Annotated in this window: 17 protein-coding genes; 7 read left to right on the forward strand and 10 right to left on the reverse strand. The window is 49.6% G+C overall.

Annotated features, from left to right (window positions below; translation table 11 throughout):
* Positions 1–187: 187 nt before the first annotated feature.
* The 3 genes from VMX96_09315 to VMX96_09325 all read right to left on the reverse strand — a co-directional run bounded on the left by VMX96_09315 (position 188) and on the right by VMX96_09325 (position 6452).
* Positions 188–1651: a Ni/Fe hydrogenase subunit alpha gene (locus VMX96_09315; protein ID HUU64096.1), complete on the reverse strand. Its 1464-nt coding sequence runs from the start codon at positions 1649–1651 to the stop codon at positions 188–190.
* A gap of 21 nt (positions 1652–1672) precedes the next feature.
* Positions 1673–2650, reverse strand: coding sequence for an oxidoreductase (locus tag VMX96_09320; protein HUU64097.1), 978 nt, complete (start codon positions 2648–2650; stop codon positions 1673–1675).
* Positions 2651–3497: 847 nt separating this feature from the next.
* Complete coding sequence (locus tag VMX96_09325; protein HUU64098.1) at positions 3498–6452, reverse strand: MMPL family transporter; 2955 nt, start codon at positions 6450–6452, stop codon at positions 3498–3500.
* A 618-nt stretch (positions 6453–7070) separates the two neighbouring features.
* On the opposite strand from VMX96_09325, the gene VMX96_09330 reads away from it, so the two are divergent.
* Positions 7071–8012 (forward strand): NAD-dependent epimerase/dehydratase family protein, encoded by a 942-nt coding sequence (locus VMX96_09330; GenBank protein ID HUU64099.1) that lies wholly within the window; start codon positions 7071–7073, stop codon positions 8010–8012.
* 175 nt (positions 8013–8187) lie between these two features.
* Here VMX96_09330 and VMX96_09335 read toward each other — a convergent pair whose 3' ends face one another.
* The 5 genes from VMX96_09335 to VMX96_09355 form a co-directional block, all read right to left on the reverse strand.
* Positions 8188–8637, reverse strand: coding sequence for a hypothetical protein (locus VMX96_09335; GenBank protein ID HUU64100.1), 450 nt, complete (start codon positions 8635–8637; stop codon positions 8188–8190).
* Positions 8638–8639: 2 nt separating this feature from the next.
* Complete coding sequence (locus VMX96_09340) at positions 8640–9878, reverse strand: (Fe-S)-binding protein (GenBank protein HUU64101.1); 1239 nt, start codon at positions 9876–9878, stop codon at positions 8640–8642.
* The gene (locus VMX96_09345) at positions 9878–11383 is read right to left on the reverse strand and encodes an FAD-binding oxidoreductase (GenBank protein ID HUU64102.1); all 1506 of its coding nucleotides are present in this window, start codon (positions 11381–11383) and stop codon (positions 9878–9880) included. The genes VMX96_09340 and VMX96_09345 overlap by 1 nt, the downstream gene beginning before the upstream one ends.
* A 70-nt stretch (positions 11384–11453) precedes the next feature.
* On the reverse strand, positions 11454–12659 hold the full coding sequence (locus tag VMX96_09350) for an NADH:flavin oxidoreductase (GenBank protein HUU64103.1): 1206 nt from the start codon (positions 12657–12659) through the stop codon (positions 11454–11456).
* 228 nt (positions 12660–12887) lie between these two features.
* The gene (locus tag VMX96_09355; protein HUU64104.1) at positions 12888–14810 is read right to left on the reverse strand and encodes an FAD-dependent oxidoreductase; all 1923 of its coding nucleotides are present in this window, start codon (positions 14808–14810) and stop codon (positions 12888–12890) included.
* A gap of 300 nt (positions 14811–15110) precedes the next feature.
* Between VMX96_09355 and VMX96_09360 the strand changes: the two genes are divergently transcribed.
* Together VMX96_09360 and VMX96_09365 are read left to right on the forward strand one after the other, a co-directional pair.
* Positions 15111–15419 (forward strand): CxxC-x17-CxxC domain-containing protein, encoded by a 309-nt coding sequence (locus VMX96_09360; protein ID HUU64105.1) that lies wholly within the window; start codon positions 15111–15113, stop codon positions 15417–15419.
* A 120-nt stretch (positions 15420–15539) separates the two neighbouring features.
* Entirely contained in the window at positions 15540–16352 is an 813-nt protein-coding gene (locus tag VMX96_09365; GenBank protein HUU64106.1) for a mechanosensitive ion channel domain-containing protein, read from the forward strand.
* Between the two features lie 73 nt (positions 16353–16425).
* Here VMX96_09365 and VMX96_09370 read toward each other — a convergent pair whose 3' ends face one another.
* On the reverse strand, positions 16426–17235 hold the full coding sequence (locus VMX96_09370) for an SDR family NAD(P)-dependent oxidoreductase (GenBank protein HUU64107.1): 810 nt from the start codon (positions 17233–17235) through the stop codon (positions 16426–16428).
* Between the two features lie 470 nt (positions 17236–17705).
* On the reverse strand, positions 17706–19157 hold the full coding sequence (locus tag VMX96_09375) for a 4-hydroxyphenylacetate 3-hydroxylase N-terminal domain-containing protein (protein HUU64108.1): 1452 nt from the start codon (positions 19155–19157) through the stop codon (positions 17706–17708).
* Positions 19158–19703: 546 nt separating this feature from the next.
* Here VMX96_09375 and VMX96_09380 point away from each other — a divergent pair.
* The 4 genes from VMX96_09380 (at position 19704) to VMX96_09395 (ending at position 21302) form a co-directional block, all read left to right on the forward strand.
* Complete coding sequence (locus VMX96_09380) at positions 19704–20033, forward strand: CxxC-x17-CxxC domain-containing protein (GenBank protein ID HUU64109.1); 330 nt, start codon at positions 19704–19706, stop codon at positions 20031–20033.
* 116 nt (positions 20034–20149) lie between these two features.
* Positions 20150–20473, forward strand: a complete 324-nt coding sequence (locus VMX96_09385; protein HUU64110.1) for an RNA-binding protein — start codon at positions 20150–20152, stop codon at positions 20471–20473.
* 92 nt (positions 20474–20565) lie between these two features.
* Entirely contained in the window at positions 20566–20856 is a 291-nt protein-coding gene (locus VMX96_09390) for a hypothetical protein (protein ID HUU64111.1), read from the forward strand.
* A gap of 290 nt (positions 20857–21146) precedes the next feature.
* On the forward strand, positions 21147–21302 hold the full coding sequence (locus VMX96_09395) for a hypothetical protein (GenBank protein HUU64112.1): 156 nt from the start codon (positions 21147–21149) through the stop codon (positions 21300–21302).
* The last annotated feature ends 317 nt before the right edge of the window (positions 21303–21619 follow it).

Raw genomic sequence — 21619 nt, forward strand, 5'->3', positions numbered from 1 at the left:
TTCAACATCGCTATTTATTATCTGCCGGGAGGCCTACTCGGGGACCAAAGGAAGGCAAGCAATCGCAGCATCGCTGTACTTAATGTCCTCTCCCGCAGGGCACGATTTCCGACAGGGAGGTAGAGATATCTATCCAGTGTTCGTAAAATACTTCCTCAACACGCTCTCTTATTCCCCGCTCTCCTCTCTATTGGCCTCTGCGTAATCTCTTCACCAAGTCCCCTTGGGAGTCATATATATTTAGCTCAAGGGGCATCCTCCCCGGCAGTGAATGGGTGGCGCAGGCGTGACAGGGGTCATAGGCGCGGAAGCCCATCTCGATCATGTTGAGGATCCCCTCGGGGACCTCGCCCTTGTGGATCAGCAACTTGGCTGCTTTTTCCACCGACATGTTAATCGCCGCCGAGTTATTTTGCGTGGCTACGATCAGGTTGCACTTGGTAATGATTCCCTTGTCATCGGTTTCATAGTGGTGGATCAGGGTTCCTCGCGGCGCCTCCACTATACCCACTCCCTCTTTGGGGGTCTGGGTGGGCAGGTTTACGATGTCGGGAGAGGTTATCTCGGGGTCATTTGCCAGTTGCTGCACCCGTTCAGCGGCGTATAGCGCCTCCACCAGTCGGGCCCAGTGGAACGCAAGGGTATTGTGAACCGGCTTGCCGCCTAATGTGGAAAACAGCTTTTCATAGGCCTCCTGAGCCAGCGGCGTGGCCATGCCGTCGGCGACATTGAGGCGGGCGAGTGGAGCCACTCGAAAGACACCGCTGTCCTCCCCATCCACGAATCCCTTCCATCCGACATCCTTTAGGAAAGAAAATCTCACGTAGGTCCAGGGCTCAGCGTGCTCCCTGATGTGACTTAAGTATTCCTGTGGCTTGAACTTGGCGAACTCTTTGCCGTTCGGGTCCACAACGCGGATATCGCCGTCGTAGAAGTTCACCTTGTTATTCGCATCCACCATCCCCATGTAATATGTTCGGTGCTTATAGACATCCCCGGTGACCAGGTCAACATAGTCTTTATTTCCAAGCACGATATCATCGAAAAGCTTAAGTGCGAATTGGCAGAACTCAACGCCGTAGTCCCCGGCTTCAATGATGGTCTTCTTTTCATCCTCACTGATTCCCTTTGATACGCCACCGGGCAGGCCGCAGGTGGGGGAGACTGGCTTGCCACCGATTATACGCAGAACGTTGCGCATCCTTTTTCTTACCTCGATGACCTTGCCGCCGGCTTCCATTCCCGCCTTGGCAATGACACCGAGTATATTCCTCTCCCCCGCAGGCGCGGTGGGGCCGACAACGAAGTCGGGGCCGCCGAGGAAGAAGAAGTTCAGTATGTGGTCCTCGCACTGGAAGGCGTTATACATCAGCTCCCTTATCTTTTTCGCCGCCGAAGTCGGCTCCACTTTAAAGAGGTCGTCAAGGGCCTTGGTCCCCGCCATGTGGTGGGCGGTGGGACACACCCCGCAAATCATCGTGGTTATTCGGGGCACCTCCTCGGCGGGCCTTCCCTCACAGAACTTCTCGAAGCCACGAAGCTCTGGTATCTGAAGGTAAGCCCTAGCCACCTCGCCAGCATCATCGAGGAATATCTCTATCTTGCCGTGGCCCTCAAGCCGGGTTATCGGATCTATGGTTATCTTTTTCATGCTATCTATAACTCCTCTGCCCTACATTCTCTTTCTTACCAGAAGCGAAGCGGGGAGGCTAAACCTGTAGAATGTTCCCGCCGGGTCGGCAATCCCCTCGATCAACTTTGTGACACCTTCTTCCGTCATCTTTTCCTCCTCCTCAATCCCGAGAATGGAGACGATCATGGAAAGCCCTTTTGCCCCCTGGTCGGTAACGCCATCCACCGGGCCGAAGCAACCGCGGCATGGCTGGTTGGCTCTAATGCAGGTCTCCCCACACCCGGAACGGCTAGCCGGCCCCATGCAGATCAATCCCTGGTCAAGGAAGCATTTCTCCGGGTCAATCTTGATTTGCCACGGCCGCTTTATCTCCTTGATCGACAGTTTATCCGGCCTTGAGTCCTTTCTCGGACAACTATCACACAGGGCTATATTCGGGGCAAGCACCGCCCCTTTCTCCGGGAGTTTTCCCTCGAGGATGGCGGTTACTGCGTTCATTATCAAATCCGGCGGCGGCGGACACCCCGGCAGGTAGTAATCTACGTCGATGGTCTGGTCCAGTGTTTTTACCGTATCGTAGAATTCGGGCAGGGTGAGCTCGCCAACATCAACCGTGGTCTTAACTTGTGGGGTGACTCCCTCCGGATTTTCCATGGTGGGGACTTCTATATATTGCCTTTGAAATATCGTCTCACGGTTCCAGAAGTTTGCCAGCCCCGGTATCCCGCCGAGATGGGCGCAGGCACCGAAGGCAACGATAAGCCCGGATTTTTGTCTCAGCAGCTTTACCATCTCCTCCTGCTCTTCTGTCCTCACTGCCCCGTTGATAAAGCTCACCGCTATCTCGCCGTCGGCCATCGCCTCGACATCCTTTCGCTTAAAGTCCAGTGCCACTGGCCATAGAACGATGTCAACGGCGTCCGCTACCTTGAGAATATCTTCATTGAGGTCAACCACCGTCTCCTCACAGCCACCGCATGAAGCGCACCAGTAAAAAGCCACCTTCGGTTTAGCCATTTCTACCCCCTTTGTTATTTTAACAGTATAAAGGAAAGCCGTTGGTGATAAAAGTCACAAAAAACCGACACCCGAGAATAGCTCACGAAGTGGCGGTTCTACTACTATGTTGCGGAAGTGATAAACTACAGGCAACGCTTGTTGGATTGACTTGGTATTTTATAATTGACGCCTCGCTCAATTCATATTCTTCAGCAGCCAGCTTGCCTGCTCATGGCCTTTTGGCTGATAGGTCTATACCGTGTTTAGGGCAAGATGCCTTTACCATCCTTGACTACCTTAATACTTAATAATAGATAAGCTTGTTAATTCATTTACATTCTAGCATTGTAGGCAGAAGTCGTCAATGCTACCCAATAATATAATATGGAACACCTTGAATGGTTTGCCGGCCCTACCGATGCCGGTCACAAAGTGAATAGTATGCTTTTTGTAGTTAAAGCGGTATTGAGGTAGGCTGTGGGGGATATAACAGGGGGGCCACCCATTATCGGGTAGCCCTCTATAATCTGCCTGGCTGGGCTTTTTAGCTCACACTTTCTTCAAACTAAGAGGTACATCTGAAAGAGGTTCTGTGTTTTTTGTAATATTAAGGAGAGAATTCAATGCTACTTTCCTAATACTCGTGAGTACGAGTTTGAGCCAGTAATCCCAAAAACCCATAGTGTAGTGCTTACAGCCGATAATTATAATCCATCGTATATATCCAATATATCCAAAATGCGATGCCAAGTGTTGGTGGCGTTAAATCTACGGCTCGCATTTTTCAGTTTTTATCACGGTGCACCTCCATTGATTTATGGACATCTGGACCATAGGTTTCAAATAGAGATTTAAATAAGTTTACTCATGGGGATTCTGCACGCAATTCTCCTGGCTCTATAGGAGAGTAGTTACGCTTATCCTCAATGATCTCACCATCAAGAAGTCGTATAACGCGATCGGCTATTTGCTCAATAAGAGGATTATTGGTGGCAATAATAACAGTCTTGTTATACTTATGGTTTATTTTGCGCAGTATGCTCAGGATTCGCTTTCCGGTCTCAAAATCAAGTTCGCCGGTCGGTTCATCGCACAGAAGTATAGGCGGATCCTTTGCCAAGGCCACTGCTATCGCTAACCGCTGCTGTTCGCTGCCGGAGAGCTTATTCGGATAATGGTCAGCATGCTCTTGGAGCCCTAAGAGCTTCAACACTTTCAGGGCATTTCTCGGCCTTTTGACTAATGTAATGGCAAACTCGACGTTTCCCCTAACTGTTAGCGTTGGTACCAGGTTAAAAGACTGGAAAATGAAGCCGATGATGTTACGCCGGTAAGCGGTTGAACCTTTATTATTGAGCTTGGTAGCCATGATTCCATTCGATTTGATACTCCCTGAGGTAGGAGATTCGATCCCGCCAACCAGGTTCAACAAGGTGGTCTTGCCCGAGCCATTTGGCCCTACGATGACTACAAATTCCCCACGTGCCACATCGAGCGTAACGTTCTTAAGCGCTCTCACTTCACCATCCCCAATCCTATATGATCGCGAAACACCCCTCATTCGCAACGCGAACTCTATCGCCTTGCCAGGTGCCAATTCAGGTATCCCTACAGCACCCCGGGGTGTCCACAACCGCTCCAGGAAGGCAGGGGCCCACCAGTTCCACTTTCCCATGATGCGCATCAGCGCAGGGGCCATAAAGACCCGTATGATCGCAGCATCAATGAAGATGGCCAGAGCTAGTGTTACACCGATAATCTTCAAAAAAAGCACATCGCCTATAACTAGGCTGCCAAAGACTACGACCATAATAGCAGCAGCACCTGTGATTACCCGGCCTGTCCGCGCTAACCCAATACCCACGCTTCTGGTGTTATCCCCGGTTTTCACCCATGCCTCCCTCATCCTGCTGAGTAGGAATACCTCGTAATCAATGCTTAATCCAAAAATAACGCAGAAAGCCATTATCGGTATAACAGGTTCTATACCTCCGGTTGATGTGAAATTAAGCACGCCGCTGAAATGGCCCTGTTGAAAAATGAAGACGACAATGCCATAGGCGGCAGCGACACTAGCTACATTGAGCACGATAGCCTTGATTGGCAGCAGTATAGATTTAAACAGCCATAATAGGGCCAGAAAAGTAGTTGATCCAATAATAAGCAGGATCCATGGGAAATAGCTATATGCCTGATCCATCGAATCTAAATGAAGAGCCGTACAACCAGTAACATGAATTGTTAATCCATCAGGCTCAAGCTCGCGTATGTAGGTCACTAATTCTTCAGCCTCAGGGGAAAGAGGATCGCTCTTGGTATATACCTGGACCAGGGTTGCTTGGTCCGTGGTTAATTGACTAAGAATACCCTTTATTTGTGGATCTTGAATTGAGTCGGGATCGGCATACATGAACTGGTATTGTTCATTGGTTATCGATGGGTCCAGGTTGACTATACTCTCGATACGGCTAACCTCCTTGTGCTCTTCCACCTCCCGGGTGAAATCATAGAGAGCAGCCACCTTATCTGTATCGAGGATGGTGCTGCGGGTAGTAACAGCAATCTGGACAGGTGCCAGCTCACCAGCGCCGAATCCCTCACTTAGAACTTCAAAACCCTGCCTCGCCTCGCTTGATTCTGTAACGTCACTGGCTGCCGTGTTTTGTATATTAAGGCTTAATACCGGCCATGAGAGTAATCCGATAAGCGGTATTACTATTAAGAGAACTATAGCTGGGTGCCTCATCTCCCACCGTGCCAGCCTATACCAGAATTTACCCTCTCGTTGGGATGGCCGGAAGATGGCCAGCCGGTTTATACGGGGCCCTACGACAGATAGAATGGCAGGGACTAGTGTCAAACCTGCTGCCAGTGCCATTATAAGCACTGACACCCCACCAATACCAAGGGATCTAAACGCACTCATATTGTAGCTTATGAGCGCGCCAAAACCGATCATGCTGGTGAGTGCTGCATAGAATATGGCCTTGCCTGATGTATCAACGGTAGTAGCCAGGCTCTCCTCTATTCCCTTCCCCGCTCTCAACTCCTGCCGAAAGCGGGTTACCATAATCAGGGCATAATCTATGCTAATAGCGAGCCCAATAAACACTATTACAATCATGCTTGAAGTGGATATCGGAGTAAATTGGACCATGATAAATACCAATGCCATGGAAAGTGCTACGCTGGCAGCACCTATGGCTAGGGGGAGCCCGGCAGCCACAAGGCTACCAAAGACTAGGATGAGGATGATGGCTACAAGAGGGAAAGTATATATCTCCGCCTTTTTCCAGTCAGTCATAACAGACTGTTCAACATCATACCATAGGGCTGCTTCGCCAGTGACGTACGTGGTAAGATGGGGCTGCGGCTGAAGCCCCTCCCTGATATCGGATACCAACATAGTACCCTCACTTAGGTCTCCATCTACACCAATGACCGCATAAGTAACATGACCATCAGCGGAGATAAACCGTGGGTCACCAGTACTACGATAGGTAATGGGAGAGTCTATTTTTTCAATATCCTGCAGGCCGACTAGAGCCTGATCCATCTCATCCATAAACTGTGGATTATCGGCCCGCAAGCTATCACTGGTAAATACTATCGAAAGTACGGTGGGTCTGATGCCAAACTCTTGCTCGAGAATTCTGTATCCATCGGCAGCCTCTCCCGACGTTGTATGGTTGGAACCGGGAGCAAGGGCATTCATCGCCATTGGTCCCACGACTGCACCCACGACAAGTAGAGCACACCAGACGTATATAACCGCTCGGCGGTGCCTAAAGACAAAATACCCCAGGCTCTTAAATGACATCTTAGATTGCCCTCGCTACGTTCAGAATCCCATCCATATGGCCACTTCTAGATGGTTAGCTTAAGTCCTACAAAATGCGACATTACCAGAGGGGAAAAGCCTCCAGCGATGGGCTTTTAAGCCTCGCTTGAAGGTTTATTTTGGGCAAAACCATAGATTCACCATACTTCTTTAGCCGATATTCTTTTTTGTGTGAATCCCCAGTTTTACCCGCTGTGATTGTGGCTACTTGCAAGAAGCGCCTATGGTGCAAGGCTCATATATTAGGCTAACACAAGATTCGCCATTTGTCTGTCGGGAAAGTCTGTATTTTTTGTGGGGAAAGTCTGTATATTTTTTTGTGGGGAAAACCCTGACAAAAATGTGGATTTTTGTAGGGAGGCTTTGACACATGTCAATACCGTAGTGCGGGCTGTCAGGTATAAGGGTTGGCTGGATGCAGGCTGGGGGCATTAGGCGAGGGGCAATAAAAATCATGTGGATGGCCATTATTGTCAGATAAGAAGCGGCCATATTCATGGATCGGTAGATATTAATATAGATTCCTAACATGAGTACGTCTTGACAGAGTACTCTAAGAGGGCCATACTACGGCCAAGCGTAGAACAGGGGGAAGGCATGAAAAATGTCGCTATCACGGGCGTAGGGGGATACCTCGGTGGTCGATTGCTCAACAGGCTTGAGCAGGAAGGTGAAGTGGAGCGCATCATCGGCCTCGATGTCAGGGAGCCAGGCGCTGCCTCTTCTAAGCTGAAATTTTACCAGCAGGATGTGCGAAAGCCATTTGCCGATATTTTCGCCGATAACCAGATCGACACCGCACTGCACCTGGCCTTTCAGGTCACACCCATTCACGATGAGGCTGGCACCCATAGCATTAATATCCAGGGGTCGCAGAACTTCCTCGAAGCCTGCAAGAAGGCATCGGTAAGTCAACTCTTCTACATGAGCAGCCATACCACTTATGGGGCACATGCCGATAATCCCGAATCGATTCCCGAGGACGCGCCGCTGCGGCCTACCCCCGATTTCCTCTACCCCAATGACAAGGCCAAAGTCGATCTGATGTTTCAGGACTTCATGGCAAAGAACCCGGATACCCGTGTTACCATCGTGCGTACTGTCACCGTAACCGGCCCCCACATCGTTGCCGGGGGACTGACCGTCCTTTTTACCCCGGTAATGATTCGGGCCAGCGGACACGACCCTCAATGGCAGTTTATCCACGAGGACGACCTGGTAGAGCTGGTCACCATCCTGCTCAAAAAGAAGCTAGGAGGGGTCTTCAATGTCGCCGGCGAGGGAGGGCTGCGCTATACCGAGATGATAAAGGCTGTAGGCAAACGGTCGATTGCGCTCCCGGCAGGCCTGCTATCACGGTTCACACGCCTTTCCTGGAATCTGCACCTCCAGTCACGGTCCCCGGGCGGCATGGAGATTCTAAAGTACCCCATAGTTGTCAACACCGAAAAGGTGCGTAAAGCGACCGGCTACCAGTTCCGCTACTCCGGCCCAGAGGCATTCAAGGCCTTCCTTGAAACGATGCGGAAAATTACTTGAGAACCTGGGATCTCATACGAGTTCTTTCATTGAAACGAGCTGTAAAAGTATAGAGTGAGGGCCTATCTTGTCAAAAAGAGGCAGGCTGACTGAGGGTAATCAATCGATAGATAGTCCCAGCGGGTATAGAGGCAACCAGGGTAGATGCTTTAGGAGGGAGCGCCAGCCTGGCGGCTCATTTACGTTTGCCGAGGAATATCCTTTCGAGCGATACTTCCATTCTCAGGAAGATGTCCGAGACTCTTATCATTTTATGTACTAATGGTATAGAGGCGTTAAATGGTTTAAGTGATGGGCCGATTAACGGTATGGATATTCGTGTTATAAGTGGATAGAATGGCTTCATGATTGGCGTTGCAATTATGCCCATTAAGGATATCAAACTCAATGCAAGCTTGGATTCGGCTAGATGACCCGTAAATCTAATCCAGGAGGGTAGCAGTGGCGCCACCTTTTCGACTGTTATCACGATATCATCATGCGTTCCCTTGCGTGCTATCATATCTTTTATGGCACCCTGTGGTAGAGCAATGAGTAATGGGTCCCCCATCTTCAAAACAGGTATTAAAAGCGGTGCCAGGTTTACTTTCTCTAGCTCGTCCAGGATATCCGTTATCTGTACCATTTTTATACCCCCATAGCTTCGGCGACCAGTTCAGTTATATCCTTAACCTCGATCGTCTCTTTCGCCCTCTCCATAACATCCATGAAGTGCGTCTTGCAGAATGGGCATGCTGATGCTAGAACGGTTGCGCCGGTTTCCTTTATAAACGGGATCTTGGCAGCACCTATATCTAGTGCGAGTTCCGGGTTGGCGATTTTAACCCCGCCACCGGCACCGCAGCACCATGCCGCGTGCTCGGTGGGATACATCTCCACCAGATCAATCCCCGGGATCGATTTTAAAACTACTCTCGGCTCATCATAGATATCCATTTCCCTTCCGAGATGACATGGGTCGTGATAGGTTACCTTTGAATTAATTGGCTTTTTGAACTTTATCTTTCCACCTGAAATCAGCTCGGCCAGTAACTGGCTAATATGTAAAACCTTGAATGGTAGCTCTCCAGCCAACTGTGGCCAGTCCTTGCTTATTCCCATGTAGCCTTCAGCACACGAAGTAACAAGCCTTTTAACCTTCTTTTCCTTTAGTAAATCCACGTTGTGTGTAATCATTTTCTCTGCCAGGTCCACATTTCCATTCCTGAGCAGTATCGAACCGCAGCACCATTCATCCGGAAGTACCGCAAATTTGATCCCCGCTCTTTTTAGTATTTTTAAGGTTGCATGAGCTATCTCCTGTCTGCTGTAAGCTATGCTACAGCCCACGAAGAGAACGGTGTCAGCGGTTTGGGGTATATCGAGGCCTTCTGCCCATTTCGTCCTGTTTGCATGTGGTGCTCCATAGGGGTTGTAGTTTTTTTCGATGCTTCCAGCCATTTTCTTAAGTGGCTCCGGCTGAAGACCGAGGTCAACGCAATCAGCGCGCATCGCTTCCACAATAGCGACTGATTGAATAGGCTCCAATTCTGCTCCAAGCGGGCGCATGATCCTGGGCAGCAAGGTCTTGAGGGCACTTCCGCCCATCTGGGCTATCATATTGCCCATAGGTTTGCATATCTCTTCACATGAGGCGCATGTAGTGCAATTATAGACACAATCGGCGACCTCTTTGGAGTATTTCAGCGACCCCTCCAGGAGATAGAAGGCCATTATATTGTGGCCTCTGGATGAGCTATCTTCGAACCTAAGCTGTTCGTAAGTAGGACAGGTTTTATAGAATCCGCCTTCGTCAGTCACAGTCCCTGTGCACATAGCGCAGTGATTACATGTCCATATTTCCCGTTTGTATTCCTCAATTCTCATTATTCTTCCTCCAGGCCAAGCCCATGGACCCCTGGATTCATTATATTGTTGGGATCAAGCGTTTTCTTAATCGCCTTCATGAACGAGATATATTCCGGCTTGAATCTCTTTGTTAGAAATTGACTCTCTTTACCGATCCGGTAAAGCGCTGCATAACCGGTATCCATGTAGGACTCTACTATCTCGCAATACATGTCTTGAGCCTGTTTTAGCTTCTCGGGTTCCATGAAGTCAGCGGGCGTCATTGCGAATGTATTGGCAACCCCGCCTCTACCGAGAAGTTGAGCGAAAAGGAAGAAGTGCTCTGCCCCTATTAAAGGTATAGAGCCGCTTAACGCATCTTCATCTCTATGCATGATATCCAGCGCCTTTCCCACCACCTTCTGCCACTGGGGAAGATGGGCTATAGAACAGGTATCGGTGCCGTTTGGCCCCATGACTTTACCAAATGTTCCCCCTCCCATCCACTCTGTCTGATTGATTATGGATATGCCCAGAGCGCGAGTCAATCCTTCCACCGGTAAAGCTATACCACCGAACTCTTTGGCCATTTTGTCTATTGCCTTTTTCTGTGCTTTGAATATGTCTTTGTCATAGGCCTCGGTGGCAAAGATGGCAATATCTCTCTCTCCTATTAGAGGTTTAATTATTTTCTTAAGAGAATCAGGAAGGGTGTAATAGGCAATGCCCCATAGATCCGTGACATAGCCGTGCCATTCCAGCTTGAATACGAATTTGATCTGGGAATCTGTATCGGGAAAGGTGTAGGCGAGGGTATCGGAGAACTCAGGGATTGGGTATGTTCTGAGGGTGAACTCTGTTATCACCCCGAACGCCCCGGCTGCTCCAAGGAAAATGCCGACCAGATCGGGACCGTTACAATATCTGTAGTACCAGTCCTTTACCATGGTATTGGCCAGTGAGCCGGTCTCTATTATATCCCCGTTTGGTAGAACTACCTGCAGGTTAAGAATATTCTCATTGAGCCATCCATACTTCGGGCTGTTTATCGAGAAGCAGTTACCACCAATACCCCCTCCCAGGGTAGCTCCAAGGAAACCATGCGGCCCCTGACAGCCAGCGGTAACCCCCTTTTTGGCGAGCTCGTGATGTAGCTCACCCCACCTTATGCCAGGCTGAACCCTTACCGCGTTTAACCCCTCTTGAAAATCGAGGACACGGTTCATATCCGTCATATCGAGGATCATACCGCCTGTTTTCTTGAGAGGGGTCGTAGCGCCGGTCATGTCCGAGCCTCCCCCTCTGGCGATTACAGGAATTTTATGCTTGTTTGCCAGCTTAAGGATTTTTGAGATCTCCTCGGCGGAGTGGGGTTTGATAACTATATCGGGTGGCCCATATTTATCGGATAAGGGATGAAAGAAGGTACCGGCAAAATCCTCTATTGCGTAGGTCCATCTGATGACATCATCTGCCCGCACATACTTTGCCCCGACTATTTCTTCTAAACCCTTTACAATGTTTTTACTTACAACCGCTTCCATTTTTTCACCCCCTATTTAGGATGGTCTACTATTATTATATTCCTATTAATATTGTACATGACCAGCATTATTATCCTTTATACTGACCTTTTACCTTGGACACGCACCACACCCCGCCATTCTCCATTTCCGCGACGCACCGGTTACAGTGATCGCACTGCGATGCCTGCCAGTCGCCCCTCTCCATCCTCCGGACCAGGTCAGGCTCCCTGATCAGGGCTCTGCCTATCTCAACGAAATCGAAACCTTCCTGCATGGCCTTTTCCATATTGTCGCTGGAGCAGATGCCCCCGATCAAGACACAGGGGATACTCACCGCATCTTTTATTTTTCGTGCCTCATTGAGGAAAAACATCTCTTCAAAGGGATAAGTTTGAACTAAGATACTGCCAAACAGTCGTAAGCCTACCTTTTCAAACACACTTTTCGGACCTTGGATCCACTCCTTGAGCGGTATCCTTCCCCGCATCATATAGAACGGCGTCTTGGCGGTAAATCCACCGCTGGGAACGAGGGCGCTTGCCCCCTCGGCCTCATATCGCTTGGCTACCTCGATAGCCTCGTCTAGCTCCAGGCCACCCTTGAAACCGTCACTGACGTTCATCTTGATTAAAATGGGGAAGTCCGGTCCAACAGTCTCTCGTACGTGTTTTATCACTGCGGCAGGAAATCGCATGCGGTTCTCTAGAGACCCGCCGTATCTGTCCTTTCGCATATTTGTATATGGAGAGAGAAACTGACTGAGAAGGTAACCATGCCCGCCATGAATCTCCACGGCGTCGAAGCCGGCCTGGATGGCAAGTTGAGCAGCTTTACCAAAATCCTCCTTTACCCTGTTAATCTCCTCCTCTGTCATTTCGTGGGCAAATGCGTAGCGAAACGTACAGAACTTGCGGGAAGCGCCGATCGGTCGCCGGCCAATCACGTTTTTATTGGAGAAATAACCGCAGTGTCCAAGCTGTATATTGACCGCAGCACCCTCACGGTGCACAGCGTCTGTTATTTTCTTAAGATCCGGTACAATCTCTTCACGCATCCATATCTCATGGCCAAAGGCACGACCATCGAAGGACACTGAGCAATAGGCTACGGTGGTCATCGCAGCGCCGCCAGCTGCGACTTCGCGGTGGTGGTCTATTAGTGCATCAGAGGGGGCTCCTCCGGGACACATGCCCTCGAAACAGCCAGATCTAATAATTCGATTGCGCAGCTCCAGCCCACCGATCTTGCCTGGAGTGAGAACCTTGAGCTGCTTATTGCCTATAATGTCCTTCATATTCTGCCTTTCTTAGCCCCGGCACAGATACCCTGGCCATATTTATTTGGTTTCTACGCAGGGCAACGCCTTGCTGCGATGGGCATCCTGCCAGAGAATCGCTCCAACATATATCACACGCGTCACTATATTGTCAACCTGCCGGATATATAACGGTGACCTCTCCGCGTTGCGCTTGATACGCGACGCAATTGATGACGGTTACCGTGTCGGCCTTAGCCAAATGGCCTAAATCCTCTCCGCCACCCTGGCCGCATCGAAGGTTGCGGAGGAGGCATCGCGGGGCTTTTCGCAGTCGCCTATACTGTATACCTTCGGCACCAACCCTTTAAGCTCTTGAGCCAGCTTATTCTCCGACTGCGCGCCAACCGCCAGTATGACGGTTTCCGCCGGCAGGAAAACGATTTCTCCCTCCCAGCCGATTACCACACTGCCCGGGGCAATCTCCAGCACCGGGGTGTTCAGGTATAGGGGTATGCCCAGCTCTAGGAGCCGCCTTAAAAGTATCTTGAAGGCGAAGGTGTTCTGCGGCCCCTTCCTTCCACCAAGTTTACCCCGGCTGACGATGCTCACCTGTTTCCCCTGCTCCGCCAGCATTATGGCCACTTCTATAGCGTTAAAGCGTGCGCCTAAAACCACTACCCTGCCCTTGGCCTCTACCTTACCGGTGAAAATATCGTTTGACTGCACCACGTTCCTGCCGGTAGCACCTGGTATATCCAGTCCCAGAGGCACGGCTCCGGTGGCTACCACCACCGCATCGGGCTTCATCGCAAGTACCTGTTCCCTGGTAACCTCGGTGCCAAGTATGACGGGGACGCCGGCCTTGTCCAGGGAGCGCTTAAGGTAATCGGTGAAATTGGCAAAGCCTTCCTTGCCCGGCACGGCTGCAGCGATGTTCCACTGCCCACCCAGCTCGCTTTCCTTCTCATAGAGGGAGACCTGGTGTCCCCGCTCGGCAATAAGCACCGCCGCCTGCATGCCGGCCAGCCCTCCGCCGACTACCACCACCTTTTTGGGCTTCTCCACCGCTGGAGGTGATGGTATGCTCTCTCGATAAAGCCACGGGTTTACCGTGCAGGAAAGCGGCAGCTTTAGCGACACGCAGTTATTGCAGTGCAGGCACCAGCGGATCTCGTCCCGTCGACCCTCCTTGAGCTTTCTGGGCAGCTCGGGGTCGGCGAGCAGCGGTCGGCCCATAGCGACGAAGTCCACCCTGCCACTCTCGATTATATGCTCGGCCAGTTCCGGGCTTATCTTGCCCACGGCTATAACCGGCACCTTGACCGCGCTTTTTATCTTCTCTGCCAGCGGTAGTATAGGGGCCTCGGGATATGCGAAGCAGGGTATATTGAGTCCGGATAGATACTCCAGCCCTGCGGATACGTGGAAGGCATCGGCACCAGCCTGCTCAAGCGTAGCTGCCTGGCGCATCGCCTCATCTATGGTGACCCCGCCTGGCACATCGTCGCTGGCGCTTATTCTCACTATCAACGGGAAATCGGGGCCCAGCTTCTCCCTGATCCGCTCCAGTGTCCGGCGGGGAAAACGTATCCGGTTCTCCTCGCTGCCCCCGTACTTGTCTGTCCTCAAATTCATGAGCGGGGACATAAAACCGCCTATCAGACAGCCATGGCAGGCGTGCAGCTCCACCGCATCGGCGCCCGCCTCCCTGGCCCGGCGCGCCGCCTCCGAGTAGTCCTCCACGTAGCCATCTATAGCATCCTCAGTTACCTCGGTATAAGGCAAATCACCGGTCATCCATGATGTCACCGATGGAACCATTACCGGCACGCCTGGAGCAGCAAAGCCGCCAGCCACGATCAGAAGTCCGGGATGCATAAGCTGGACGGCGACCTTGGCACCACCCTCGTGGATCACCTGGAAAAGCTGTCTGAGGCCCGGGATAAACTTATCATCATAGATACCCAGTGAGTAAAGCGCTTTAGCCTCAATGTTCGGCGAGGCACACTGGGCGATGACGAGGCCAACACCACCCGCTGCCCTCGGTCGGTAGTAATCGAGCAGGTTATCGGTGACACCCCCCTCACTATCAAGAAGGACAGTGCCCAGGGGGGCCATAATAAGCCTGTTCTCCAGGTGCATTTTACCGATGTTACCGGGCTGGAATAGTGCTGAATACTTTTTCATCGTGACCTCCTTCAGATGTTAAAAAGTGGAACTGAGGGGATTCGACCCCCTGACATCATCCGTGCAAGGGAGATTCCAGATCAGTCCTAGTTCGGGTACTTATTATAACCTCCGTTCGTAACATGAGCAAGCCCGTGTGCTGGACACCGCATAAAAGTTATTTGACGGCATTCTCAATTCATGATATACTTAAGCATCTGGTTAATAGTTTGTTTTTCTTAACCTCTGTAATTCCCCGCGGATTCCATAGGCCACGGACGACCAAGCTTCGACCAAGTTATCAAGGAAAGGAGGTTGTCCATGGACTATGTTGACAAGACCCTCGAGTGCCAGGATTGCGGTGCAAGTTTCACTTTTAGTGCAGACGAGCAGTCGCTATTCGCGTCCAGGGGCTATACCAATGAGCCCAAGCGTTGTAATGAATGCCGAGCGTCTAGGAAGCAACAGCGCAACGGAGATAGCTACGGCTATCAGCAGAGAAGGGAAATGTATCCCGCGGTCTGCGCCGAATGTGGTGTAAACACGCAGGTACCTTTTCAGCCCCGGCAGGGGCGGCCCGTATACTGTGGCGAATGCTACTCTAAAGCCAGGCTAGTGTCCAGCAGATAATAAGGGCAACAAAAAAGGGAGAGGGCACTTTCATTATGCCCTCTCCTTCTTGTATTGCTGCCGCCCGTAGGGTCGAGACGAGACTTGACTGTCTTAGGTTAAAGATATAGGATTGTGCTCATGAATCCAGTTGAACCCTTAGTGAACCAAAAAGATTTAAAAGGGGAGGAATCTCCTCAGGTTATAAAGCAGCCACGTAATTATAAGTTGAGGTGGCTCACTGTATCTGTCACCTTTATAGTGGTTTTAACACTGATAGCATCTATAGTAGTATCCGCTTTATATGTGCCTGAGGTAGCTATTTATATCCCTATTCTCACAATAGGGCTGGCGCTGGCCCTACAGAAGTATATAGCCAGTTTTTTTGCCTACTTCTATATCAACTTTACCCGAATTTATGACCCGGGGGATAGGATTCGCCTGGGAAATGTAAAGGGGGATGTGCGAAGGGTGGGACTGCTCCATACTACACTCGAAGAGGTGGGCGAGGATGAAAAGCTGGGAGGTGAACTCACCGGCAGATTGCTGCACGTGCCCAACCTGGTAATTTTAGACCTGCCGGTGTTAAATTACTCCAAGGATTACTCGATAAATGATGAGACCATCTCCTCCGACTACATGTTTGACGAGGTTCGCATTCCCATAACCACCGATAGCGATGCGCAGGCAGCTAGTGAGCTTCTGGATAGTATTCTAAAGAAACAGGACAAGGCGTGCGTTAGGGAAGTACGCAGGACGTTCAAGAAAAACTACCCCAATTTCCTCAAAGAGGCTATTTCTGGGCACAGGGTGCAGGTTTACGTTGAACCGACGCATATCTGGATAAAGGGCAAGTTTGTAGCACCGCTGAGAGGTCGCAACGTTCTGCGGAGCAAGATCTTGTTGCAGTTTTTCAAGGAGATTGGTGACAGGCCTGACATTAAGCTGGCATAGGTCATGGTAGAGAAGACATGATGGGAGGCGAAGACTCACCACCTCGTTCTACGGTTATCATCCTGTGTCAATATTAACCGTACAGGTCTCGCATTTGTTTCCCCACTAGTTTTACCACAGTCTTGCGCGGCATGAGCTTGCCGGTCGTGAACATGTTCCATCGATTCCTTCTCCCTGCGATGTGGCTTGGCCTTTTCCCCAATGCCTCTAGCGCCTCAGTTACAGTTGGCTCTACTTCCATAATCGGCGTAAGCTTCATTCGTCGTTCCAGGTTTGGCTTCGATTGCTCAAAGGCCGGTGTGCGGGTTATCCCCGGCATGAATCCGAGAACATCGACGCCGTACTCTTCTAACTCCTCCCACAAGCCCTCTGCCAGAATCAGGTTATAGGCTTTGGTGGCAGCGTAGTTGGCAACATAGGCTGAGCCTTGAAGAGCGGATGCGGATGAAAGCAGGATTATCCCCCCTCTTTGGCGAGCTTGCATTTTTGAGGCGAATTCATGGACTAATATTAATGTTGCCTGCACGTTGACTGCTACCATTTTCAATTTATCATCCAGGCTTTTGTCGAGGAATAGTCCCACCGGCCCGAAAGCAGCGTTGCTCACCAGCAAACCTATATCAAGGCCGTCTGTATGTTCACGAATCGTATCTATAAACTGCGGTTGTGACAGGTCTGTGACGACATTTATGATTTCCTGACCGGTGCGATTTTGAATTTCTTTACCGGCCTCTATAAGCTCATCTGCGAGCATGTCGATGATAACCAAGTTTATTCCTCGCGCTGCGATCTGTCGTGAGAACTCCGCACCCAACCCTCGGGCCGCACCCGTTACCAGTGCCCATGGCCCGTATCTGGACTTGAAGGTTTGTGATTCGGACATCTAGTATCTCCCTTCTACACCTTTTCACGTGAACTTTGTGACAGGTTATGTTGTGAACTGTACTTTATATATAGTTGATCGGTAAATATCCTCAAATATAGGTAAGTCTAACTAGGCCGGGGTTGAAAAGTCAACTTCACGAAGCCTGCGCCGTCTCTCATAATGGCGGGCGCTGTTTCATTGTCATCACCAGGGAGAATCATGGCTATAGGTTCCCCGCGTGCACAAGTCCAGGCGCTACGTCGAAGATAAATAACGCGAGGCTGCTTTCCACAATACCATTTATGAGAACCAGAATAGCTATGAAAAGTGGCATTACATATGAATTATTGGACCGTTTGGGTGGGCGATTATCAATAGGAGGAAACTTTCCTTCGAATTCAATATGCAAGAGCGGGAGCATCTGGGCTGCTGATGAAATTTTTACGGGGCGGAATCTTTGGCCAGATCTTCAATAGACCCTTAACCCTCTAACTCATCTTCGAAAGAAGTCTCTTGATAAGCTGTTTAGGCCCGTCGAAGTCATATGTTCGGTAAAGTTCTATCAAGCTTGCACGTTCAGATCCCTCAGCGTGAATATGTGTGATACTTTCTTCACCAGCCATGAGTGCCACCGTCTCCCGCAGGATTAAGAACAGTTTAAATCTCTCTTCACCAGGTATTGCAGCACTCAGATACTTGTTTATGTACTTTCTTAACTCCTCGTTATCATAATCATCGCCACTCGGTGCAGTAATCGCCAGTCCTCCAGCTAAGTCTATTAAGGAGTGCACAACATTCAGATAGTTAGCGTTAGAATAAAGCTTACCTATGTTTGTGCAAATAGAGTTCGGTATGTAGATACCGGTTTCTTCGTGCTTTATTCCTTCATATGCAGCCATCTTGGCGCACATTTTTAAAATTTCTGAGTATGTGAGGATATCAACGATGTCTTTCTGAATATGAGGCGCTCCCTCCACGCCATTTGCTTCTGCCACAAGTTTTGCAAGCCCAATTAAATAATCGGCGAGGCCCACCCTGTATGACACAGCGGAAAAACGATGCCAAAGAGCAAACATTAGGGCAAGCCAGGTCGCTTTTTCCACGTCTTTATAAACGAAAACACGTTCCCACGGAACAAACACGTCATCGAGAATCGTCAGGCTTTCCAGCACAGCCACTTTGCTTTCTCTTACCCCCTCCAAATCGTTAAGGGCTGCCTCTGCACCTATCGCAGGTCTGCAAATCATCTTTAATCCCTTTGCGTTGGCCGGTACAGTAAAAGCTATTGCGTAGTCCTCCTCACCTTCCCTGAATGCCCTTCCAGGGAGAACAAAAAGTTCATTAAATACTATGGCATTGGACGTGTGCATTTTAGCTCCTCGCACAACGATCCCGTCGGATTTCTCCTCAACAGCATGTACATATAAATCGGCGTCTTTTTGCTGCCCTGGCCTTAATGTACGATGACCTTTCACATCTATTTGAGCGCCAGCGATAAACAAGTTGTTCTTAACCGCATTGCCTGCATAACTCAGCAGCCTCTGTCTATATTCCCCACCAAGCTCAGCTGTAACAATCCTCGAAGCGAAAATCGCATCTGAGGAAATATGTGCAGTAATAATCCCAATAGCTTTTGCCGCGTCGTATGTTAACTGAAAACGATCGTAGAGATCTGAAGGGCTACGAGGCTCTTTGTAGAACGAACTAACAGTAGCTTTTAGTTCAGGGTCATAATAGAATAACCTTTCTCTGGATTCGCTATCTTCTATGCCCTCACCAAAGAAATATGCTAAAGGATTTATTGCTAATCTCAAAATTGGATGTTTGGTAACGTCATCGACTCTTTTGCCACGGTAGAAAACTATCCTTCCATCGCGGAGACTTTCATTATACTCGTCGAAGTTTTTTATGTGACCTACCATACCCTCGATACCGCGCATTTTGCTTCACCCCCTTGTATTGTAGTGGTGAGCATACTCCGAGGAGCTTCGCCTGTCAATCAATATAACCGTAATTATAACAACCAGAATAGCTATAAAGAGAGGTATTTCACAGAAATAATAGGATAGTGTAGGGAGTCAGCGTTCAGAACATGTGAGGAATAGTCCTGGCAAATTTTTGGCTCTGGTGGAGTATCATCTGGGTAGGATTCCAAATGGGTAGGATTCCAAAGTCTCTACCTCCGAGTCCACCTGGCCTAGCCGCCTCTCCTTATTAGGGTATTGTAGTTTTCTGCCCTATAGACCGCCTGCGGAATACCTACTCCAGAATGCCCGGCCCCAAGGGCTGCGGCGATGCCGATGTACAGGCTGGAGGAGGCTGGCACAGGCTCTTTCTATTCTGTTGCAAAATAATGGATTTTGATGTATACTTAATTTAGTGGTTCCGGTCTAGGTTGTCTGATTAGTGGCTAAAATTGCTTCATATTTGCCCCAGCGTTGGATGGCCAGAACTCAAGCCAACTATTAAAGAGAGGAGGTCATCCGATGAGTTTTACAGACAAGTCGCTGCAATGTGCTGATTGTGGTGTCACGTTCACCTTCACTGCCGAAGAGCAGGAATTCCATCAGTCCAAGGGATTCACTAATGAGCCCCGACGCTGCCAGTCCTGCCGCCAGGCAAGAAAGTCACAGCGGAACAGCTTTGGTTCTGGTGGCTCTGGTGGATCTGGTGGATCCAGATACGACCGCCAGATGTTCCCTGCGGTGTGTGCTGAATGTGGTATCGAAACGCAGGTACCATTCGAGCCACGAGAAGACAGACCAGTGTATTGCAGCAGTTGCTACAATAAAAACAAAGGGAACACTCGCTGGTAATTTAACCGCAACTATACATCGGAGGCCAGCAATAATCCTGGCCTCCGATGGTTCTAAGTCTAAGTCTATTGCGGGGGTTACACGTAAACTGTTATTGAGTGAAAAGGAGAGGCCTCTTGAAAATATATGTGGGCAATCTGTCACGTGATGTAACTGAAGCCGAATTGCAGCAGGAATTTGAGGCTTTCGGGAAGGTAGACTCGGTTAGCATCGTTGTGGACAAGTACGGTGGCCAGCCCAGAGGCTTTGGATTTGTCGAGATGCCAGCAAAGGCTGAGGGCCAGGCTGCGATCGAGGGTCTCAATGGCAAGGCGTTGAATCAGCAGACACTTGTTGTAAACGAGGCTCGCCCTCGTCCTGGGGGCGAGAGGGGTGGTAGGTCAAATGATGGCGGAAGAGGTGGGGGTTCCGGTGGCCGTGGGAAACCTAGAAGATACTAACTCTCCCTGGCCTCTCTATGGGACCAGTTAGTGAATAGTATTCCACATCTTCTAAATGTAATAGCGATAATAGCCTGGAGAAAGGAAGTATCGTGGTAACGGTAACTGCATCAGCAACAGAGAGGATCAGGAAAGACATGCAAGCAGCCGAGACGGAACCTGAAGTAGGTATTAGACTTATTCTCTCCCCTTCGATACCAAACCAGATAGAGGTGGTATTGGATAAGGAAAAAGAAGGAGACCAAATAGTGGAAAGCGAGGGGGTAAAGATATTATTAATTGACCCCGAAATCGGCCAACGGCTGGAGGGAGTGGTTATCGATTACGAACAAATGCCCCAAGGAGGAAGGTTCTCCCTATCTAAGCTTGCGCCTGGTAAATAGGTTCGAATTCCAACTACTACTACCAATAAATCGAGAGGGCACGGTCTCAGGACATGCCCTTCTTTTTCTTGCACCTGATTATTGTACCATTTCCAAAATTAGACTTGCTGGTGTGTAGAACTGATTAATTCTTTTGGACTTCTTTAATTGCCCATTCCCCGATTGCGAGGCAAAGGAATCTCAAATCGGAGTGGATAATAGTAATAAGAGGATGAGATAAAAGTCACATACAAGGCTTATCTCACAATTTATAATTTAGGAAATATTGAAAGGAGGTTAACCATAGAGCGATGAAAGTTGTCAGTTTGTGTGGAGGGAGTTCGTGCTGCCCGGTTGTTAAAATAACTGGCGAAAAGGTGGAGATTGGCGAAGAGGGTAATCTCTGCGTTTTAAAACCTGACGAATGGGAAACCCTCAAGGCCAAGGTTTTAGCTGAAGAGATTTAGCATATCTAAGTTATAATCTACTTCAAACTGAGCCCCGGTAGATATCTATTGGGGCTCAATATTTTATGAAGAGATATACTCTGGTGAGTTCTTCCTGTCAATGCTATTGGCTGAAGAAGAGAAGGGCTGCGTATCTCGGGTAGACACTAAAATCCGCCGCGTTGTGCTATAGCTTCCAACTCGCGTTCCCGACGGGTTTTAACCACAAATAATCCATCGGGCTCGACCCTTTATGAACCCTTGCCAGACCATCGTATACCAAGCTCCCCACGTAGAGCTTCACAATGTCAAGACTGTTGTGAAGACTGGAATACTGC

It is taken from the genome of Dehalococcoidia bacterium, assembly GCA_035528575.1.
Lineage (GTDB): Bacteria > Chloroflexota > Dehalococcoidia > E44-bin15 > E44-bin15 > DATKYK01.

Excerpts from the sequence above, each read along its gene's own strand:
- VMX96_09395 (HUU64112.1), top strand. The coding sequence starts at position 21,147 with ATGAAAGTTGTCAGTTTGTGTGGAGGGAGTTCGTGCTGCCCGGTTGTT.
- VMX96_09350 (HUU64103.1), bottom strand. The coding sequence starts at position 12,659 with ATGAAGGACATTATAGGCAATAAGCAGCTCAAGGTTCTCACTCCAGGC.
- VMX96_09345 (HUU64102.1), bottom strand. The coding sequence starts at position 11,383 with ATGGAAGCGGTTGTAAGTAAAAACATTGTAAAGGGTTTAGAAGAAATA.
- VMX96_09325 (HUU64098.1), bottom strand. The coding sequence starts at position 6,452 with ATGTCATTTAAGAGCCTGGGGTATTTTGTCTTTAGGCACCGCCGAGCG.
- VMX96_09370 (HUU64107.1), bottom strand. The coding sequence starts at position 17,235 with ATGTCCGAATCACAAACCTTCAAGTCCAGATACGGGCCATGGGCACTG.
- VMX96_09335 (HUU64100.1), bottom strand. The coding sequence starts at position 8,637 with ATGGTACAGATAACGGATATCCTGGACGAGCTAGAGAAAGTAAACCTG.
- VMX96_09330 (HUU64099.1), top strand. The coding sequence starts at position 7,071 with ATGAAAAATGTCGCTATCACGGGCGTAGGGGGATACCTCGGTGGTCGA.
- VMX96_09340 (HUU64101.1), bottom strand. The coding sequence starts at position 9,878 with ATGAGAATTGAGGAATACAAACGGGAAATATGGACATGTAATCACTGC.
- VMX96_09380 (HUU64109.1), top strand. The coding sequence starts at position 19,704 with ATGAGTTTTACAGACAAGTCGCTGCAATGTGCTGATTGTGGTGTCACG.
- VMX96_09375 (HUU64108.1), bottom strand. The coding sequence starts at position 19,157 with ATGCGCGGTATCGAGGGTATGGTAGGTCACATAAAAAACTTCGACGAG.
- VMX96_09315 (HUU64096.1), bottom strand. The coding sequence starts at position 1,651 with ATGAAAAAGATAACCATAGATCCGATAACCCGGCTTGAGGGCCACGGC.
- VMX96_09320 (HUU64097.1), bottom strand. The coding sequence starts at position 2,650 with ATGGCTAAACCGAAGGTGGCTTTTTACTGGTGCGCTTCATGCGGTGGC.
- VMX96_09355 (HUU64104.1), bottom strand. The coding sequence starts at position 14,810 with ATGAAAAAGTATTCAGCACTATTCCAGCCCGGTAACATCGGTAAAATG.
- VMX96_09365 (HUU64106.1), top strand. The coding sequence starts at position 15,540 with ATGAATCCAGTTGAACCCTTAGTGAACCAAAAAGATTTAAAAGGGGAG.
- VMX96_09360 (HUU64105.1), top strand. The coding sequence starts at position 15,111 with ATGGACTATGTTGACAAGACCCTCGAGTGCCAGGATTGCGGTGCAAGT.